This window comes from Arthrobacter sp. UYEF20, from assembly GCF_040546335.1.
GTDB lineage: Bacteria > Actinomycetota > Actinomycetes > Actinomycetales > Micrococcaceae > Arthrobacter.
The window spans coordinates 181,972-199,286 of sequence record NZ_JBEPNP010000005.1 but is presented as its reverse complement, the minus strand read 5'-3'; the positions used below and the strand labels follow the sequence as shown (position 1 = coordinate 199,286).

The 17,315-nt window shown below is 68.5% G+C and carries 13 protein-coding genes; 5 read left to right on the top strand and 8 right to left on the bottom strand.

All coding sequences use genetic code 11. From position 1 onward, the window contains the following. Positions 1-54 precede the first annotated feature (54 nt). From ABIB26_RS08210 to ABIB26_RS08195, 4 genes are all read right to left on the bottom strand, one after another. On the bottom strand, positions 55-447 hold the full coding sequence (locus ABIB26_RS08210; RefSeq protein ID WP_354241245.1) for a GntR family transcriptional regulator: 393 nt from the start codon (positions 445-447) through the stop codon (positions 55-57). Continuing rightward, positions 444-2,225: an ABC transporter ATP-binding protein gene (locus ABIB26_RS08205; protein ID WP_354241385.1), complete on the bottom strand. Its 1,782-nt coding sequence runs from the start codon at positions 2,223-2,225 to the stop codon at positions 444-446. Before ABIB26_RS08205 ends, ABIB26_RS08210 begins: the two co-directional genes overlap by 4 nt. 215 nt (positions 2,226-2,440) lie before the next feature. Then, positions 2,441-4,216 carry an ABC transporter ATP-binding protein gene (locus tag ABIB26_RS08200; RefSeq protein ID WP_354241383.1) on the bottom strand — a complete coding sequence of 592 codons (1,776 nt, stop codon included), beginning with the start codon at positions 4,214-4,216 and terminating at the stop codon, positions 2,441-2,443. A gap of 164 nt (positions 4,217-4,380) precedes the next feature. Then, complete coding sequence (locus ABIB26_RS08195) at positions 4,381-5,160, bottom strand: trans-aconitate 2-methyltransferase (protein WP_354241244.1); 780 nt, start codon at positions 5,158-5,160, stop codon at positions 4,381-4,383. Between the two features lie 165 nt (positions 5,161-5,325). Here ABIB26_RS08195 and ABIB26_RS08190 point away from each other — a divergent pair, with 165 nt between their 5' ends. From ABIB26_RS08190 to ABIB26_RS08180, 3 genes are all read left to right on the top strand, one after another. Next, on the top strand, positions 5,326-7,872 hold the full coding sequence (locus ABIB26_RS08190) for a DEAD/DEAH box helicase (RefSeq protein WP_354241242.1): 2,547 nt from the start codon (positions 5,326-5,328) through the stop codon (positions 7,870-7,872). 13 nt (positions 7,873-7,885) lie between these two features. Then, positions 7,886-8,386, top strand: coding sequence for a GNAT family N-acetyltransferase (locus tag ABIB26_RS08185; protein ID WP_354241240.1), 501 nt, complete (start codon positions 7,886-7,888; stop codon positions 8,384-8,386). Between the two features lie 142 nt (positions 8,387-8,528). Next, positions 8,529-9,812, top strand: a complete 1,284-nt coding sequence (locus ABIB26_RS08180; protein ID WP_354241381.1) for an alpha/beta fold hydrolase — start codon at positions 8,529-8,531, stop codon at positions 9,810-9,812. A 116-nt stretch (positions 9,813-9,928) separates the two neighbouring features. Here ABIB26_RS08180 and ABIB26_RS08175 read toward each other — a convergent pair whose 3' ends face one another. From ABIB26_RS08175 to coaE, 4 genes are all read right to left on the bottom strand, one after another. Then, positions 9,929-11,296 (bottom strand): MFS transporter, encoded by a 1,368-nt coding sequence (locus tag ABIB26_RS08175; RefSeq protein ID WP_354241238.1) that lies wholly within the window; start codon positions 11,294-11,296, stop codon positions 9,929-9,931. A gap of 27 nt (positions 11,297-11,323) precedes the next feature. Continuing rightward, positions 11,324-12,352: a TerC family protein gene (locus ABIB26_RS08170; RefSeq protein WP_354241236.1), complete on the bottom strand. Its 1,029-nt coding sequence runs from the start codon at positions 12,350-12,352 to the stop codon at positions 11,324-11,326. A gap of 178 nt (positions 12,353-12,530) precedes the next feature. Continuing rightward, a complete protein-coding gene (gene uvrB / locus ABIB26_RS08165) occupies positions 12,531-14,612 on the bottom strand; it encodes an excinuclease ABC subunit UvrB (RefSeq protein ID WP_354241234.1) in 2,082 nt (693 codons plus the stop codon). A 40-nt stretch (positions 14,613-14,652) separates the two neighbouring features. Continuing rightward, positions 14,653-15,918: a dephospho-CoA kinase gene (gene coaE / locus ABIB26_RS08160; RefSeq protein ID WP_354241232.1), complete on the bottom strand. Its 1,266-nt coding sequence runs from the start codon at positions 15,916-15,918 to the stop codon at positions 14,653-14,655. Positions 15,919-15,940: 22 nt separating this feature from the next. Here coaE and ABIB26_RS08155 point away from each other — a divergent pair, with 22 nt between their 5' ends. Further along, positions 15,941-16,639: an IMPACT family protein gene (locus ABIB26_RS08155; RefSeq protein WP_354241230.1), complete on the top strand. Its 699-nt coding sequence runs from the start codon at positions 15,941-15,943 to the stop codon at positions 16,637-16,639. Next, positions 16,623-17,147 (top strand): GNAT family N-acetyltransferase, encoded by a 525-nt coding sequence (locus ABIB26_RS08150; protein ID WP_354241228.1) that lies wholly within the window; start codon positions 16,623-16,625, stop codon positions 17,145-17,147. Before ABIB26_RS08155 ends, ABIB26_RS08150 begins: the two co-directional genes overlap by 17 nt. Positions 17,148-17,315 lie beyond the last annotated feature (168 nt).

Here is a 17,315-nt window from a genome sequence, read left to right as displayed (position 1 = left end):
GTCCCAGGCTGGAGAATCAGGCAAGGTGTGCTATCGGGGAGTGTTAGCTGTGTGCTATTCGCGGTCGTACGCTGCGGCGAGCAGTTGCACGGCCGCGGCGAAGCTGGCGCCCTGGGCCTTCGCGGCGGCGGCGAAGTCGGCGGCGGCGGCGGAGAGCGAGCCCCAGGCCTCGTCCCGGGCGCAGACCACCGTCCCGTTCCGGCCCCGCGTGATCACGACGCCGGCGGCCTCGAGTTCCTTGTAGGCCCGCGCCACGGTGTGGGGGGCAACGCCCAGTTCGGCGGCGAGGCTGCGGACTGCCGGCAGCCTGGTTCCCGGTGCCAGCGTGCCGTTGTCCGCCCGTTCGATGACATTGAGCCGGAGCTGTTCGAACAACGGCACCGAGCTGGCCTGGTTGGGCTTCCAGGCGCCGGGAAATCGGTCCGCCACGTTCTCGGTAGGGCTCACTGTTCCGGCATCCTCAGGCCGCCCCGCTGTTCGCGGCCGGCGAACTGGGCCCCGTAGAGATCCGTGTAAAGCGCGCCCCTGGCCATCAGCTGCTGATGGGTCCCGTGTTCAACGATCCGTCCGTGGTCCATGACGAGAATTAGATCAGCGTCCCGGACGGTGGACAAGCGGTGGGCAATCACGAAGCTGGTCCGGCCGTGACGGAGGCGCTGCATCGCCTGCCGGATTTGGACCTCGGTGCGGCTGTCCACCGAGCTCGTGGCCTCGTCCAGGACCAGGATGCTGCGGCCTGCCAGTTGCGCCCTCGCGATCGAGACCAGCTGGCGCTGCCCCCGGCTGAGCGAGCCGCCGTCGTCGCCGAGCAGGGTGGCGTAGCCGTCCGGCAGCGAGCGGACGAACTGGTCCACGTGGCTGGCCTGCGCCGCGGCGACGACGTCGTCCTCGCTGGCGCCGGGCCTGCCGTATTCGATGTTCTCCCGGATGCTGCCCGTGAACAGCCAGGCGTCCTGCAGCACGGTGCCGATGGCGGAGCGCAGCTGGTCCCGGGGCATCTCCGCGATGTCCGTGCCGTCGACGGTGATCCGGCCGGAGTCCAGTTCGTAGAACCGCATCAGGAGGTTCACCACGGTGGTTTTGCCGGCGCCGGTGGGGCCCACGATCGCCACCGTCTGCCCCGGCTCCACGGCAAAGGACAGATCCTGGACCACGGGGGAACCGGGGCTGTAGCTGAAGGTGACGTGTTCGAAGGCGATGCGGCCTTCGGCCCCGGGCGCCGTCCCGCCGGCCGGCGTCGTCCCGCCGGCCGGTGGCTTCCCCGCGCCAGCCGGCGGATCCCCCGCCCCGGCCGCCTGGTCGGGGGAAATCTCCGGGGCGTCCAGCAGGGCAAAGACCCGCTCAGCCGAAGCCAGGCAGGACTGCATGAGGGTCAGCATCCCGCCGATCTGGCCCATCGGCTGGCTGAAGAGGCGGCTGAACTGGATGAAGGCCTGGATGCCGCCGATCGTCATGGCGCCCGCCGTGACCTGGAGGGCCCCCACCACGGCGACGGCGACGTAGTTGAGGTTCGAGACGAAGACCATCAGCGGCTGCACCACGCCCGACACGTACTGGGCGCGGGCACTGGCGCGGCTGAGTTTCCCGTTGCTCTCCCTGAAGCTGGCCGCCGAGGCTTCCTGCCGGCCGAAGGCCTTGATCACCTCGTGCCCCGTGAAGAATTCCTCCAGCTGTGCGTGCAGCTCGCCGGTGCTCCCCCACTGCTCGGTGAAGTATGCCTGCGACTTCCGGGCCACCAGGACAGTGATCAGGGCGGATACCGGCACGGACACCAGCGCGATCACCGCCAGGACCGGCGAGATCCACAGCATCATGGCCAGTGCCCCGGAGAGCATCAGCAGCGACATGATCAACTGGTTCAGCAGTTGGTTCAGGGCCTGGGAGATGTTGTCGACGTCGTTGGTGGCGCGGCTCAGGACCTCACCCCGGTGCTGTTCGTCGAAGTGGCCGGACGGCAGTACGTGCAGTTTCTCCTCGACGGAGGAGCGGAGATCAAAGCCCAGACGCTGGACGGCCGTGGCGGCCAGGGCGCCCTGGATCCAGTTGAAGACCGAGGCACCCAGGTACATGAGGGAGACAGCCGCGAGCAGTGCCGCCAGCTTCCCCACGTTGAAGGTGCCCCGCACGACGCCGTCAACCACGACGTCGGTGGCGTCCCCCAGGGCCTTGGGGGCCGCCACATTGAGGATCACGAAGGCGCAGGTGGCCGCGATGACACCGGTCATCCGCCACTTCGACGGCCGGAGCAATCCGAGCAGCCGGCCAATGGCCCGGCGGCCGGACCGGGCAGCCCCGGGGGCCGCCGTCCGGCCGGCCGTCCGGGCGCCGCCGTCCGTGGAGGCCGGGGAATCCTTCGAGGATACGGGCGCAGCCCAGGCCCCGGCCTTGTCTGCGGCCTCGTCTTCGTCTTCGTCTTCGTCTTCGAGGGCAGGTTTGCGGCTCACGGAGTCTCCTCCAGCACAAGCTGCGAGGCTGCGATCTCCTGGTAGCTCGGTGAGGCGTCCATCAGTTCCCGATGGGTGCCCTGCGCCACGATCCGGCCGCCTTCCAGCACCAGGATCAGCCCGGCGTCCACGATCGTGGCCACCCGCTCGGCCACGATCAGTACCGTTGCAGAGCGCAGCAGCGGTTTCATGGCCTCCCGCAGCCGGTAATCGGTGCCATAGTCCAGCGCCGAGAAGCTGTCGTCGAAGAGGTAGACGGGGGCACGCCGGAGCAGCGCGCGGGCAATGCAGAGCCGCTGCCGCTGGCCGCCGGAGAAATTCGTGCCGCCCTGGCTCACCGGGGACTGCAGTCCGTGCGGCAGCTGGCGGACGAAGCCCGCGGCCTGGGCCGTGGTGAGCGCAGCCCAGAGTTCCTCGTCGGTGGCCGCGGGGGACCCCATCCTGAGATTGTCCGCGATCGTCCCGGAAAACAGGTAGGAGTGTTGTGGCACCAGACCGATGAGACCGCGGAGCACCTCCAGCGGCAGGGCACGGACCGCGTGGCCCCCGATCGTGATGTTCCCGGCAGTGGTGTTCAGGAAGCGCGGCAGCAGGTTCAGCAGCGTGCTCTTGCCGCTGCCGGTGGCGCCGATGATGGCCGTCGTGGTGCCGGGCAGCGCCTTGAAGCTGATGCCGGCGAGGACTGGCGCTTCGGCGCCCGGGTAGGCGAACGCGACGTCGCGGAACTCCACCGTGTTGTCCGCCGGACCGGGGCCGTTCGGGCCGTGGCCATCCACACCGGACTCCACCGTGTTGTCCGCCGGACGGGGCCCGTCCGGGCCGGGCCCGTCCGCGATGGCCGGAACCGTGTCCAGGACCGCCTGGATCCGTTCCGCGCAGGCAGCCGCGCGGGGGGCCGTCATGAAGACGTACATGGCCATCATGATGGCGATCAGGATCTGCAGGATGTAGGCGATGAATGCCGTCAGCGCTCCCAGCCGCATCTCGCCGGACTCGATCCGGTGCCCGCCGAACCAGACGACGCCGACGGAGGACAGATTGACCACGAGCATGATCATCGGCATCATCCCGGCGACGAGCAGGGCCGAGCGCAGGTTGTTCCGGGTGAGGTCCTGGTTCGCGCCGTTGAACCGCCGGATCTCGTGGCCCTGCCGGACGAAGCCGCGGATGACGTTGGCTCCTATGATCTGCTCACGCAGTACCCGGCTGATCCGGTCGATCAGCCCCTGGCCCTCCCGGTACAACGGAACGAGGCGCCGCACGATCACGGCCATGATGACGGTGAGCAGCGGCACCACGGCGATAACGATGCCTGACAGGGCCAGGTCCTGGTGGATGGCCAGGGCAATCCCGCCGAGGAAGATGGCGGGGGCGGCGACCAGCATGGTGAACACCAGGACGGCCAGGTTCTGGATCTGGGCCACGTCGTTGGTGGCCCGCGTGACCAGGCTGGCGGCGCCGAACACGGCCACCTCCTGGGAGGACAAGGACTGGACCTTGGCGAAGAGCTCTTCGCGCAACTGCCGGCCCACGTCCATGGCCACGACGGCGCCCAGGTAGCCGGCGATGATCGCCGCCACGACCTGGACCGCGGCGATCCCGGCCATCCAGACGCCGAGGTCCAGGATTTTCGCCGTATTGCGGCCGACAATCCCGTCGTCGATGATGGCGGCGTTGAGGGTGGGCAGAAGCAGGTTGGCGCTGGACTGCACCAGTTGGAGGAGAACGATGGCCAGCACGGTCACCTTATGGGCGGACAGCAGGCGCCCCATCAGGCCAATAAGCACCGAACCTCCATCCCTGGATCAGGACTCCGATCCAGAATCAGTGTGGCGGCCGCCCCCCGGGCCGCTTCGTCATTCTAGGCCCAGCCGCCTGGTGTTGATTGTCATACGCTTCCGGGCCCGGAGACGGGGGTCCGGAAGCCCGTCTCCGCTCAGTCGCGTTTGCGGGCCACGGCAAATATCCGGCGGAACGGGAAGACCGTCCCGTGCGCCCCGGAGGGGTACGCCTCAGCCAGCCGTGCGGAATATTCGCTCTCAAATTCGCCGGCTTCCTCGGCGGACAGGGCGGCCAGCACAGGCCGGAGCCCGGTGCCCCGGACCCACTCCAGCACCGGGTTTTTGCCCGGGAGCAGCTGCAGGTACGTGGTTTCCCAGGCATCGGCGTCGCAGCCGGCGTCGAGCATGATCTCGAGGTATTCGGCGGCTTCGCCGACGACGTCGTCATGGCGGAGCACACCGCCGAGCCGGCCGGCCCAGGCCCCGGACTCCGCCAGCCCGCGCATCAGGGTGTGGGAGGGCGAGTTGAAGTTTCCGGGCACCTGCAGGGCGAACCACGCGCCGGGCCTGAGGGCGGCGAGCCAGCGCGGCAGCAGCTCGCGGTGGCCGGGAACCCACTGCAGGGCAGCGTTGGTGACCACAGCGTCCGTCTGTTCAGAAGGCATCCAGGCGGCGATGTCGGCCACGCCGAAGGAGAGATTGGCGAACTTGTCCGCGTAGGCGTCTGCTTTCGCCAGCATCTCCTCGGAGGAATCCAGGCCCACCACCCGGGCGTCGGGCCAGCGCTCCGCGAGCGTGGCGGTGAGGTTCCCGGGGCCGCAGCCGAGGTCCACCACCAGCCGGGGATCGTCCGCGTGGATCCGGGACGTCAGGTCAAAGTAGGGCCTGTCACGGTAGTCCCCGAACTGCACGTATTTGACGGGATCCCATTTCATTATTTCCTCCAGTCAGCGGCGTGGATGCGACGTCCGAAGCGTAACCCCGGCCCGGGGCGGGACCAAGGAGGCGCGCGCCCTGCCGGCCGGCCGCCGGCCCCTCCTGCAGGTCCTCCCCTTCAGGGTCCGGCCCACTAAGCTTCCGGCCCACTAAGCTGGGGCGTAATGAAACTTGTTGATCAGCTCCCCGCCCCGGCCGCCCGAGTCCCAGGCAGGACCGGACTGGATCCGGACGAGCTGTATACGAGGTTCGTCGAATGGACCGAAAGCCGCGGACTGGCCCTGTACACCGCCCAGGACGAGGCCATCATGGAACTGGCCGCCGGCTCCAACGTGATCCTGGCGACCCCCACGGGTTCCGGAAAGTCCCTCGTTGCGATCGCCGCGCATTTCCAGGCCATGGCCCGGGGGCAGCGCAGCTATTACACCGCGCCGATCAAGGCCCTCGTGTCCGAGAAGTTCTTTGCCTTGTGCGAGATCTTCGGGGCCGAAAACGTCGGCATGATCACGGGTGACTCCGGCGTCAACCAGGACGCCCCGATCATCTGCTGCACCGCCGAGATCCTGGCCAACACCGCCTTGCGGGAAGGTGCAGCCGCGGACCTGGGCTCCGTCGTCATGGACGAGTTCCACTTCTACTCCGACCCGCAGCGCGGCTGGGCGTGGCAGGTTCCGCTGCTGGAACTCCCGCAGGCCCAGTTCCTGCTGATGTCCGCGACCCTCGGCGACGTCAGCCGGTTCGAGGCGGGCATCAGCGAACTGACCGGGCGCCCGACGACGACCGTCAGTTCCGTGGAACGGCCCATCCCGCTGCACTACTACTACGAGCAGACTCCCGTCCACGAGACCCTCGAGGAGCTGCTCGCCACCAAGCAGGTGCCCGTGTACGTGGTGCACTTCAGCCAGGTGGAGGCCATCGACCGCGCGCAGAACCTGATGAGCATCAACGTCTGCACCCGCGAGGAGAAGGACAGGATCGCCGAGCTGATCGCCGGCTTCCGCTTCGCCGCCGGCTTCGGCAAGACCCTGAACCGGCTGGTCCGCCACGGCATCGGCGTGCACCACGCCGGGATGCTGCCGAAGTACCGCCGGCTCGTGGAACAGCTGGCCCAGGCCGGACTGCTCAAAGTCATCTGCGGCACGGATACCCTCGGCGTCGGCATCAACGTGCCGATCCGCACGGTGCTGCTGACCGCCCTGAGCAAGTACGACGGCGTCCGCACCCGGGGGTTGAACTCCCGCGAGTTCCACCAGATCGCCGGCCGGGCCGGCCGGGCCGGCTACGACACGGCCGGGACCGTCGTCGTGCAGGCCCCCGAGCACGTCACCGAAAACGTCAAGGCGATGGCGAAAGCCACGGCAAAGTTCGGCGACGACCAGAAGAAGCTGCGCCAGGTGGTCAAGAAGAAGCCGCCCGAGGGTTTCGTGTCCTGGGGCGAGCCCACCTACAAACGCCTGGTGGAGTCCGTCCCGGACCCGCTGACCTCCAGCTTCACCGTGACCCACGCGATGCTGATGAACCTGATGGAACGCCCGGGCGACCCGTTCAAGGCCGCCCGCCGGCTGCTCACCGAAAACCACGAGCCGCGCTCCTCCCAGCTGCAGCTCATGAAGAAGGCCCTCGGCATCTACCGCGAGCTGCTGGCAGCCGGAGTCGTGGAGCGGATCCCGCCCGAGGAGCAGGGGCGGGACGGCCGCACCGTCCGGCTGACGGTCCACCTGCAGGCCAACTTCGCCCTGAACCAGCCGTTGTCCCCCTTCGCCCTCGCGGCGCTGGACTTGCTGGACCCGGAGTCGCCGTCGTACGCCCTGGATGTGGTGTCCGTGATCGAATCGACCCTGGAGAAGCCGCGGCAGATCCTCTCCGCACAGCAGAAGAAGGCCCGCGGCGAGGCGATCGCGGCGATGAAGGCCGACGGCATCTACTACGACCAGCGCATGGCCATGCTCGAGGACGTCACGTACCCGCAGCCGCTGGCTGAAATCCTCGGCGAGGCGTTCGACGTCTACCGCAAGGCCGCCCCGTGGATCGGCGACTTCGAGCTCGCGCCCAAGTCAATCGTCCGGGATATGTACGAACGGGCCATGAACTTCGGCGAGTTCGTCCAGTTCTACGGCCTGGCCCGCTCCGAAGGCATCGTGCTGCGCTACCTCGCCGACGGCTTCAAGGCGCTGCGCCAGACCGTCCCGCAGGACGCCCTGCGCGAGGACCTCGAGGACCTCATCGCCTGGCTCGGCGAACTGGTCCGCCAGGTGGACTCGAGCCTGCTCGACGAATGGGAGGAGCTCACCTCCGGCAAGGCGCCGACACCGCACGACGCTCCACCGCCACCGCCGCCGTCTCTGACCTCCAACGTCCGCGCGTTCCGGGTGATGGTGCGCAATGAGATGTTCCGCCGCGTGGAGCTCTTCGCGGATGAGGCGGCCACCGCCCTCGGCGAGCTCGACGGCGGATCCGGCTGGGACGCCGAACGCTGGGAAGACGTGCTGGATGACTACTTCGATGAACACGACGACATCGGCACCGGCCCCGACGCCCGCGGACCGGGACTGCTGATCATCACCGAGGAACCCGGCACGTGGAAGGTCCGGCAGATCTTCGAGGACCCGGCCGGCAACCACGACTGGGGCATCTCGGCCGAGGTGGACCTCGCGGCCTCCGACGAGACCGGCACCGCCGTCGTGCGGGTGACCAACGCCAACCGGCTGTAGGTAAACTCGGACAATGAGCGTAATCCGGCCCGCGACGGCGAACGACGTCCCCGCAATCCTGCAGATGATCCATGACCTGGCCATCTACGAAAAGGAGCCGGACGCCGTCCGGAACACCCCGGAGATGCTCGCCGACGCGCTGTTCGGCGCAAACCCGCGCGTCTTCGCCACGACGGCCGAGAACGAATCCGGCGCCGTCCAGGGCTTCGCGCTCTGGTTCCTGAACTACTCCACCTGGGAAGGGGTCCACGGGATCTACCTCGAGGACCTGTACGTCATGCCCGAGGCCCGGGGTGCCGGCCACGGCAAGGCGCTCCTGCAGCACCTGGCCGCGACCGCCGTCGAACGCGGTTACGCGCGCGTCGAGTGGAGTGTCCTGGACTGGAACGAGCCCTCCATTAACTTCTACAGGAACCTCGGCGCCGCCCCGATGGCGGAATGGTCCACTTTCCGGCTCACCGGCGACGCGCTCGTAGCCTTCGGCACCGCACGCCAGGCCCACGCCCGTGGCTGACCGCCCCCTGGCTGACCTGCCGGTGGCAGGACTGGCCGCCGGGGGCCTGCTCGAGGCAGCTGCGGAGGCCGCCCCGGAGGCCGGGGCCACCGTCCCCCACACCGTCCCGCACACCGTCAGGGCACGGCACGAATACCGCGGCATGCGCACCGCCGAGCATTACTTCGAGGTGCCCCTGGACCACTTCCGCGCCGACGGGACGGGACAGGGCCGCGGCGAGACGATCACCGTATTCGCCCGCGAATACGTCTCCATCGACCACAGCGAGCGGGAGGCGGCCGAGCTGCCCTGGCTGCTGTACCTGCAGGGCGGTCCCGGCGGGCGCGGCAACCGTCTCCCGTCCCTCGGCGGCTGGAGCAAGGCGGCCGCCAAGGATTTCCGCATCCTCATGCTGGACCAGCGCGGCACCGGGCTGTCCTCCGCTGTCGACCGCAACACGCTGCCGTTGCGCGGCAGCGACGCGGACCAGGCGGAGTACCTGGCGCACTTCCGGGCGGACTCCATCGTCGCCGACGCCGAGGCCATCCGGCACGCCCTGGGCTCGGGTCCCTGGACCATCTACGGCCAGAGTTACGGCGGCTTCTGTGCGCTCAGTTACCTCTCCTTCGCCCCCGAGGGCCTGCGCGGAGCCCTCATCACGGGCGGACTGGCTCCGCTGGCGGGTCCCGCGGACCGGGTGTACCGGGCCACGTTCCGGCGCGTCGCCGCCCGGAACACCGAATACTTCAGCTGGTACCCCGACGACCGGAACACGGTCAACAGGATCACCCAGCATTTGAGGGACACCGAGGAACTCCTGCCCGACGGCGAACGGCTGACGGTGGAGCGCTTCCAGATGGTGGGCTCGTTCCTGGGCGGGAACACCCGCGTGGACGCCCTGCACCACCTGCTGGAGGACGCCTTTGCCGGCACAGCCGACGGCGGCCGGCTCTCCGATGCTTTCCTCGAACAGGTCCGCAGCCTGGTGTCCCGGTCCGGCAACCCGCTGTACGCCCTGATGCACGAGTCCATCTACGGGCAGGGCGAGGCCACCGGCTGGGCTGCCTGGCGCGTCCTGCAGGAGTTTCCGGAGTTCCGCCCGGACGTCCCGGAGCCGCTGCTGACCGGGGAGATGGTCTACCCCTGGTACTTCGAACAGGATCCGGCCCTCCGCCCGCTGCGGAACGTGGCGCAGCTGCTGGCGGAGAAGGCCGGCTGGGCGCCGCTCTATGATCCGGACCGGCTGGCCCTCAACAGCGTTCCCGTGGCCGCCGCCGTCTACAGCGACGACATCTACGTGGACCGGGAACTGTCGCTGGAGACCGCGGCCGCGGTCCGCGGCCTGCAGGTCTGGGAGTCCGCGGACTTCCACCACGACGGCATCGCGGACGACGGCGAAGGGATCTTCGCCCGGCTGCTGGGCATGACCCGCTCCGCCCGGGACTGACGGGGCAGCCCGGGTATGGCCGCTGCCTGGCCCGGCTTTCAGCTGGCCGGCCCGGCTTCCCGGCCCGGCTTCCAGCTGGCCGGCCTCGGGTTTCAGCTCGCCGGCCCGGGTTTCAGCTAGCCGGCCTGGGCGGCTGCCTGTGAGGTGCTGCGGCTCCGGACCATGGCATGGACGGCGACGGCCAACACGGCCGCGGCGAGGGCTGCAGCTGCCAGGTTGAGGCCCTGGTAGCCCACACCGCTGATCACGACCCCGGAGAACCCCGCACCCACTGCGCCGGCAACTCCCATCAGGGTGTCGGCCACACCCTGGACCAGGACCCGGTCCTCGGCGCCGACGCTTTCGGCGAGCAGGGTGGACGCGGCAATGGTGGCCGCGGACCAGCCGAGTCCCAGCAGGACGAGGCCCGCGGTCACCAGAACGGGCTGCTGCTGCCCGAAGCCGGCAACACAGACCGCGAGCAGGATCAGCCCGTGCCCCAGGATGATCACGGGCCGGCGCCCCGCCTTGTCCGTGAGCCAGCCCATCACCGGGGACAGCGCGAACATGCCGGCGATGTGCAGCGAAATGGTGAAGCCGATCAGGACCAGGACATCGGTGCTGGCGGCATAGGCATGGCCGGCCGGCATGCCAGCCATTGACCCTTCGCTCAGCAGCTGGAGATGCAGCGGAGTCATCGACATGACAGCGACCATGCAGCCGTGCGCGGCCACAATGGCCAGCAGGGCCAGTCGGGCCCGCGGCGACGCCCCGACCGCCCGCAGGCCGTTGCGGAGGGCATGCCGCCGTCGGACTCCCGTGGTTCCCTTCGCGGCCGGCACGGCTCCGGCAGCCCTGATCCGGGCGGCCAGCAGCAGCGGATCCGGCCGCAGGCCGACCACCAGCAGCAGGGCTGCGAGGGCCAGGCCGGCGGTCGAAAACACGAACGGGCCGGCCAGGGCCGGCAGCCCCAGCGCCTCCCCCACAACAGCTCCCGGACGGATCAGGTTGGGCCCGGCGACGGCACCGATGGTGACCGACCACACGACGATGGCGAGGGAGCGGCCGCGGTGCCCGGTGTCGGCCAGGTCGACGGCGGCGAAGCGGGCCTGGAGGTTGGCGGCGGTCCCCAACCCCAGCAGGGCGGCCCCGAGCAACAGCACCGGAAAGGCTCCGGTCACGGTTGCGAGGATGATGAGCAGGGACCCGGCCATCGCGGCCAGCTGCCCGGTCACGAGGGCGGCCCGACGGCCCCGGCGCCCTGCCAGCCCGGCCAGAGGGAGAGCTGCGACGGCGGCGGCAAGCGTCACGGCCGTCGTCACCGAACCGGCCCAGGCATTGGAGCCGGAAAGCTGCACGGCGAGCAGGGATCCGACGGAGAGGCTGGCACCGCTGCCCACCCCGCTGAGGAGCTGGGCCGCGCTTAACACCGAAACGGTACGGTGCTGGACCCGTCGGGGATCCAGCACCGTACCGCCGGGTGCTGCTGCTTCAAATATTTTCACGCTCCGAGCCTAGCCGGACCTGTGGAGTTACTCGACGTCGCTGAGGCTCTTGCGGGAGTCCTCTTCGAGGCGGGCATCCAGCTTGGCCTGCGACGCCCTGGAGCTGACCAGGCTGGCGATGACGGCCACAATGATGGTGCCGATGATCACCCCGAGGGAAACGTAGGTGGGGATCTCGGGAGCCCACTCGATGTGCTGGCCGCCGTTGATGAAGGGCAGTTCGTTGACGTGCATTGCGTGCAGCACCAGCTTGACGCCGATGAAGGCGAGGATCACGGACAGGGCGTGCTTCAGGTAGATGAGCCGGCTCATCAGGCCGCCGAGCAGGAAGTACAGCTGCCGCAGCCCCATCAGGGCGAAGATGTTCGCGGTGAAGACGATGAAGGCGCTCTGGGTGAGGCCGAAGATGGCCGGGATCGAGTCGACGGCGAAGAGCAGGTCCGTCAGGCCGATGGTCACGAAGACGATCAGCATCGGGGTGAAGACCTTCTTGCCGTCCACCTCGGTGCGCAGCTTGCCGCCGTCGAGCTTCTCGGACATCGGCAGGATCTTGCGGATCCGGGCGATCAGCGGGTTTTCCTTGTCTTCCTCGTCCTCGCCCTCGTCCTGGGCCTGCTTCCAGGCGGTCCAGAGCAGGAAGGCACCGAAGATGTAGAAGACCCAGCTGAACTGTTCGATCACGATGGCGCCGAGCATGATGAAGATGCCGCGCAGGATGAGCGCGATGATGATGCCCACCATGAGGACTTCCTGCTGGTACTTACGCGGTACCGCGAAGCGCGCCATGATGATGATGAACACGAACAGGTTGTCGATGCTGAGGCTGTATTCGGTCACCCAGCCGGCGAGGAACTGCCCGCCGTACTCCGGGCCGGTGAAGGCGAACATGGCGCCGGCGAAGACCAGGGCCAGGGCGATGTAGAAGGAAACCCACAGTCCGGCCTCCTTCATGGAGGGCTCGTGCGGTCGCTTCAGGACCAACAGCAGGTCGATGGCGAGGATGATGCCGAGAGCGACAAAGGAGCCGATCTCAAACCAAAGGGGAAGTTCGGGCACGGAGAAACCTTTCGCAGGGTGCGACTGAGCGGTGTAAGTCTCTCCGACCGCCCTGCATGTCCGGTACTACGTACCTGTGTACTGCCTGGCTGCCCGCTACGCCCGGCAAGGCATCGGTGCCGTGCGTGTTGACGATCGTAGCGCTTGGGATACTCCCCTACGTCCGGATAACTCTACCCTAGGCGTGCCCCGCAGCCTGCATCTGGCGCAGTTCCTTCTTCAGCTCCCCCACCTCGTCGCGGAGCCGGGCGGCGAGCTCGAACTGCAGTTCCCCGGCGGCGGCGTGCATCTGCTCCGTGAGCTGTTCGATCAGGCCCACGAGGTCCTCGGCCGGCGCGGCGGCGAGCCCGTCCGCCCGGACCTTCGAGGCGCCCGTGCCCTTGCCGCGTGCCTTGCCCGCGCTGGCCAGCAGCTCGCGGGTGTCCGCGTCCTCCTTGGCAATCTGGTCCGTGATGTCCGCGATCTTCTTCCGCAACGGCTGCGGGTCGATCCCTTTTTCGGTGTTGTAGGCGACCTGGATCTCGCGGCGGCGGTTGGTCTCGTCGATGGCCTTGGCCATGGAATCGGTGATGCGGTCCGCGTACATATGGACCTCGCCGGAGACGTTGCGGGCGGCACGGCCGATGGTCTGGATCAGCGAGGTCGCCGAGCGCAGGAAGCCTTCCTTGTCCGCGTCCAGGATGCTGACAAGCGACACCTCGGGCAGGTCAAGGCCTTCGCGGAGCAGGTTGATGCCCACCAGCACGTCGAAGACGCCCATCCGGAGCTCGCGGAGCAGTTCCACCCGGCGGAGGGTGTCCACGTCCGAGTGCAGGTATTCCACCTTCACGCCATGGCCCAGCAGGTAGTCGGTGAGGTCCTCGGCCATCCGCTTGGTCAAGGTGGTGACCAGGACGCGTTCGTTCTTCGCGGTACGGGTCCGGATCTCGCCGAGCAGGTCATCGATCTGGCCCTTGGTGGGCTTGACGATCACCTCGGGGTCGATCAGGCCGGTCGGCCGGATGATCTGCTGGACAAAACCGTCGGACTTGCCGAGCTCGTACTTGCCCGGCGTCGCGGAGAGGTACACCGTCTGGCCCACGCGGTCCTGGAACTCGTCCCACTTCAGCGGGCGGTTGTCCATCGCCGAGGGCAGCCGGAAGCCGAAGTCCACCAGGTTCCGCTTGCGGGACATGTCGCCCTCGTACATGGCGCCGATCTGCGGCACGGTGACGTGGGATTCATCAATCACCAGGAGGAAATCGTCCGGGAAGTAGTCGATGAGGCAGTGCGGCGCCGTCCCGCGGGCGCGGCCGTCGATGTGCCCGGAATAGTTCTCGATGCCGTTGCAGAACCCCATCTGCTGCATCATTTCGAGGTCATAGGTGGTGCGCATCCGGAGCCGCTGCGCCTCCACCAGCTTGTTCTGGCTTTCCAGGACCTTGAGCCGCTCGGCGAGTTCGTCTTCGATTCGCTTGATCGCCCGGCCCATGCGTTCCGGACCGGCCACATAGTGCGAGGCCGGGAAGACGTACATCTCGTTCTCATCCCGGAGGATCTCCCCGGTGAGCGGGTGAAGGGTGTGGATGTTCTCGATCTCGTCCCCGAAGAACTCGATCCGGATCGCCAGCTCCTCGTACATCGGGATGATTTCCACGGTGTCGCCGCGGACCCGGAATGTGCCGCGGTGGAAGTCCATGTCATTGCGGGTGTACTGCATGGCGACGAACTTCCGGAGAAGGTCGTCCCGGTTCATTTCCGCACCCTTGCGGAGCGTGACCATGCCGGCGATGTATTCCTCCGGCGTGCCGAGGCCGTAGATGCAGGAGACTGTGGCCACGACGATCACATCGCGGCGGGTCAGCAGCGCGTTGGTGGCGGAGTGCCGGAGCCGTTCCACTTCCTCGTTCACGGACGAGTCCTTCTCGATGAACGTGTCCGTCTGCGCCACGTAGGCTTCGGGCTGGTAGTAGTCGTAATAGGAGACGAAGTACTCGACGGCGTTGTTCGGGAGCAGCTCGCGGAATTCGTTGACCAGCTGCGCCGCGAGGGTCTTGTTCTGCACCATCACGAGGGTGGGCCGCTGGACCTGCTCGATCAGCCACGCCGTCGTCGCGCTCTTACCGGTACCGGTGGCGCCGAGCAGCACCACGTCCTTCTCGCCGTTCTTGATGCGCTCGGTCAGTTCCGCGATCGCGGCGGGCTGGTCACCCGCCGGCTGGAAGTCGCTGATGACCTCGAAGGGGGCCACGACGCGGTTGATTTCCTGGGCAAGACTCATGCATCTAATCTACCGCCGGCAACCGACAGGAACTCCTGATTCAGCTTTGGGCCGTACCGGAGGCGGCATCATCCGCGCTACCGCCCGCCTGATCGGCGGCGTACGACGGCGGCTGCCAACCGCTGCGGCGCACCCACTCTTCCATCTGCGGCGCGGCGTAGTCGGTGAACCACGCCTCCTTGTCGGCGGCGTAGCCGGCGGTGGATTTGTCCACACCGTGCCGCCGTGCCACCCGCCGCTTTTCGGCGAGGTAGTCCGTGCGGGCTGCGGCGTCGTCACGCAGCCAGTCCCGGAAGCACAGCGCGTACCGCCAGCCCGGCGACCCGGCGGCACGGACGTGGAGGTTCACGGCGCGGCCGGGGTCCGCGTTGCCGTGCAGGCGCTTGTCCCAGTCGACCGGGTCCGGGTGCGAGGGCTTGGGGTTGTCGGCGATGGCCCCCGGCCAGCGCGGGAACCCGGCCTGGGCCAGCACGGGCTCGAGCCGGTCCGCCGTCGCCAGGTCCGTCACACTGAGCTGCAGATCGATCACGTCTTTCGCGTCGAGGCCGGGCACTGCCGTGGAGCCGATGTGCTCGACGGACAGGATCTCCTGCGGCGCCGCCGCCTGCAGGCGGGCAATCAGCCGGCCGGCCTGGGCCGGCCACGCGGGATTCGCGGGGCTGAGCACCGGCCCGCCGCTGCGCGGGGCCAGGCGGTGTTTGGCCAGGTTCTCCGCGAAGGGTGCGAGCCGCTGCCGCCAGAGCAGATCCACCGCATCCCGGGCCTCTTCCTTTGACCCGGAGTTGTCCAGGACGACGTCGGCGGAGGCGAGCCGCTCCTCACGCGTGGCCTGCGCCGACATCCTGGACGCGGCGTCCTCGGGCGTCATTTTCCGGTGTTCGACCATCCGCTGCACGCGGACGGCGTCGGGGGCGTCCACCACCAGCACCAGGTGGAAGTTTGCGGCCTGCCCCGTCTCGACCAGAAGAGGAATGTCCTGGACGACGACGGCGCCCCGTGGCGCGGCGGCCACCAGTGCGGCGGCACGCTGCCGGACGAGGGGATGGATAATGCCGTTGAGGACGGCGAGGCGTCCCGGGTTGCCGAAGACCAAAGCACCGAGTTTCGCCCTGTCCAGGCCGCCGTCGGGAGCCAGGACGGCCTTGCTGAAGGCATCGACCACCTGCGCGAGCCCGGGAGTCCCCGGCTCCACCGCTTCCCGCGCCAGCGCATCGGCGTCGACCAGCACCGCGCCGAGTTCGCGCAGGCGCGCGGCAACCACTGACTTCCCTGAGGCGATGCCGCCCGTCAACCCGATCTTCAGCACCCCACCAGACTAAACTGATCCGGTGGCAGAAGATGCGGTGACCCCGGAGAGCAGGGCCACGGCGTACACCACTCTGGCCGGACCGGAGCTCCGCCACGAGATCGACGTCAAGCGGTCCCGGTTCATCACCGTGCTGCACCGCACGGCAGACGAGGCAAGCGCCCGGTCCGTGCTCGCCGGGCTGCGCCGGGAGTTCCACGACGCGCGGCACCACTGTTCCGCCTTCGTGCTTGGCCCCGACCGCGACGTGCAGCGCTCCAACGACGACGGCGAACCCTCCGGGACGGCGGGCATCCCGATGCTCGAAGCACTGCTGAAACGCGAGACCGCCCCCGGGGTGACCGATCTCAGCGACACGACCGCCGTCGTCGTCCGTTATTTCGGCGGGATCCTGCTTGGCGCCGGCGGGCTGGTGCGGGCCTACTCCGAATCGGTGTCGGCAGCTTTGGATCGGGCGCCGCTGGTGCAGCGGCGCCGGCTGCGGATCTGCGCTGTTTCGGTGCCGCATACGGCGGCTGGGCGGCTGGAAAACGACCTGCGCGCCGCGGGCTACGTCATGGCGGAAACCAGCTACGAGGCGCAGACTACTGTTCTCAGGCTTGCCCTGCCGGACGATCCGGCCGGGCTGGCCGAGGCCGGTGAGCGGCTCGCCGCCCTCTCAGCCGGAAGCGCAGTGCTGCTGCCCGGAGAAACGGAGTGGACCGATGTCCCCATCAGCTGAGTTGCCTGTTGCCGTGGCGCTGGTGGATGTCAGCGAGGAGGTGCTGGAGCATCTCCTGACCGTCGCCATCCAGGACGCCGACGCCGACGAGGTGACGCCTCCGCTGGGCAGCGCTGCCGGCTGGAACTCGGAACGGATCAGCTGGTTCCGCGAGTACCACCACGACGCGGCGTCCGGGCTGGACGGTCCCGCGCGGCAGAAGAGCTGGGCGATCAGCTGCAACGGCGAGCTCGCCGGGTCCATCCGGCTCCGCAGGGCCGGTCCCGGGGCGTTGGAAACCGGGATCTGGCTGGCGCGGAGCTTCCGCGGCCGGGGAATCGGCAGCGAGGCACTCCGGCTGGTCAGGGCGCAGGCCGAGGCGTCAGGAGCCACGGTCCTGGAAGCTGATACCACGGCCGGCAATGCCGGTGCGCTGGCGCTCCTGCGAGCAGCGGGCGCCGAACTGGTGGCCGGGGATGCCTCCGGCGCAGAGGCTGTTCCGGTGAAGGCCCGCATCTTGCTGGGCTGACCCCCACGCTCCCCGCGGCCACTGGACAGATACCCACCATGCGCATTCCCCGGTCCCAGGACTGGACATGTCCCCCTGAACCCGAGAGCTAAGACTGGACATGCCCTCTTGGACCGGGACCCACGACGGGACATGCCCCGTCCTCCCCGCGGCCACTGGACATATACC

What these genes read in the sequence shown, in the direction of transcription:
- ABIB26_RS08195 (WP_354241244.1), bottom strand. Translation starts at nt 5,160, where the DNA reads ATGAAATGGGATCCCGTCAAATACGTGCAGTTCGGGGACTACCGTGAC.
- ABIB26_RS08185 (WP_354241240.1), top strand. Translation starts at nt 7,886, where the DNA reads ATGAGCGTAATCCGGCCCGCGACGGCGAACGACGTCCCCGCAATCCTG.
- uvrB (WP_354241234.1), bottom strand. Translation starts at nt 14,612, where the DNA reads ATGAGTCTTGCCCAGGAAATCAACCGCGTCGTGGCCCCCTTCGAGGTC.
- ABIB26_RS08205 (WP_354241385.1), bottom strand. Translation starts at nt 2,225, where the DNA reads ATGACCGGTGTCATCGCGGCCACCTGCGCCTTCGTGATCCTCAATGTG.
- ABIB26_RS08180 (WP_354241381.1), top strand. Translation starts at nt 8,529, where the DNA reads ATGCGCACCGCCGAGCATTACTTCGAGGTGCCCCTGGACCACTTCCGC.
- ABIB26_RS08150 (WP_354241228.1), top strand. Translation starts at nt 16,623, where the DNA reads ATGTCCCCATCAGCTGAGTTGCCTGTTGCCGTGGCGCTGGTGGATGTC.
- ABIB26_RS08190 (WP_354241242.1), top strand. Translation starts at nt 5,326, where the DNA reads ATGAAACTTGTTGATCAGCTCCCCGCCCCGGCCGCCCGAGTCCCAGGC.
- ABIB26_RS08200 (WP_354241383.1), bottom strand. Translation starts at nt 4,216, where the DNA reads ATGGGGCGCCTGCTGTCCGCCCATAAGGTGACCGTGCTGGCCATCGTT.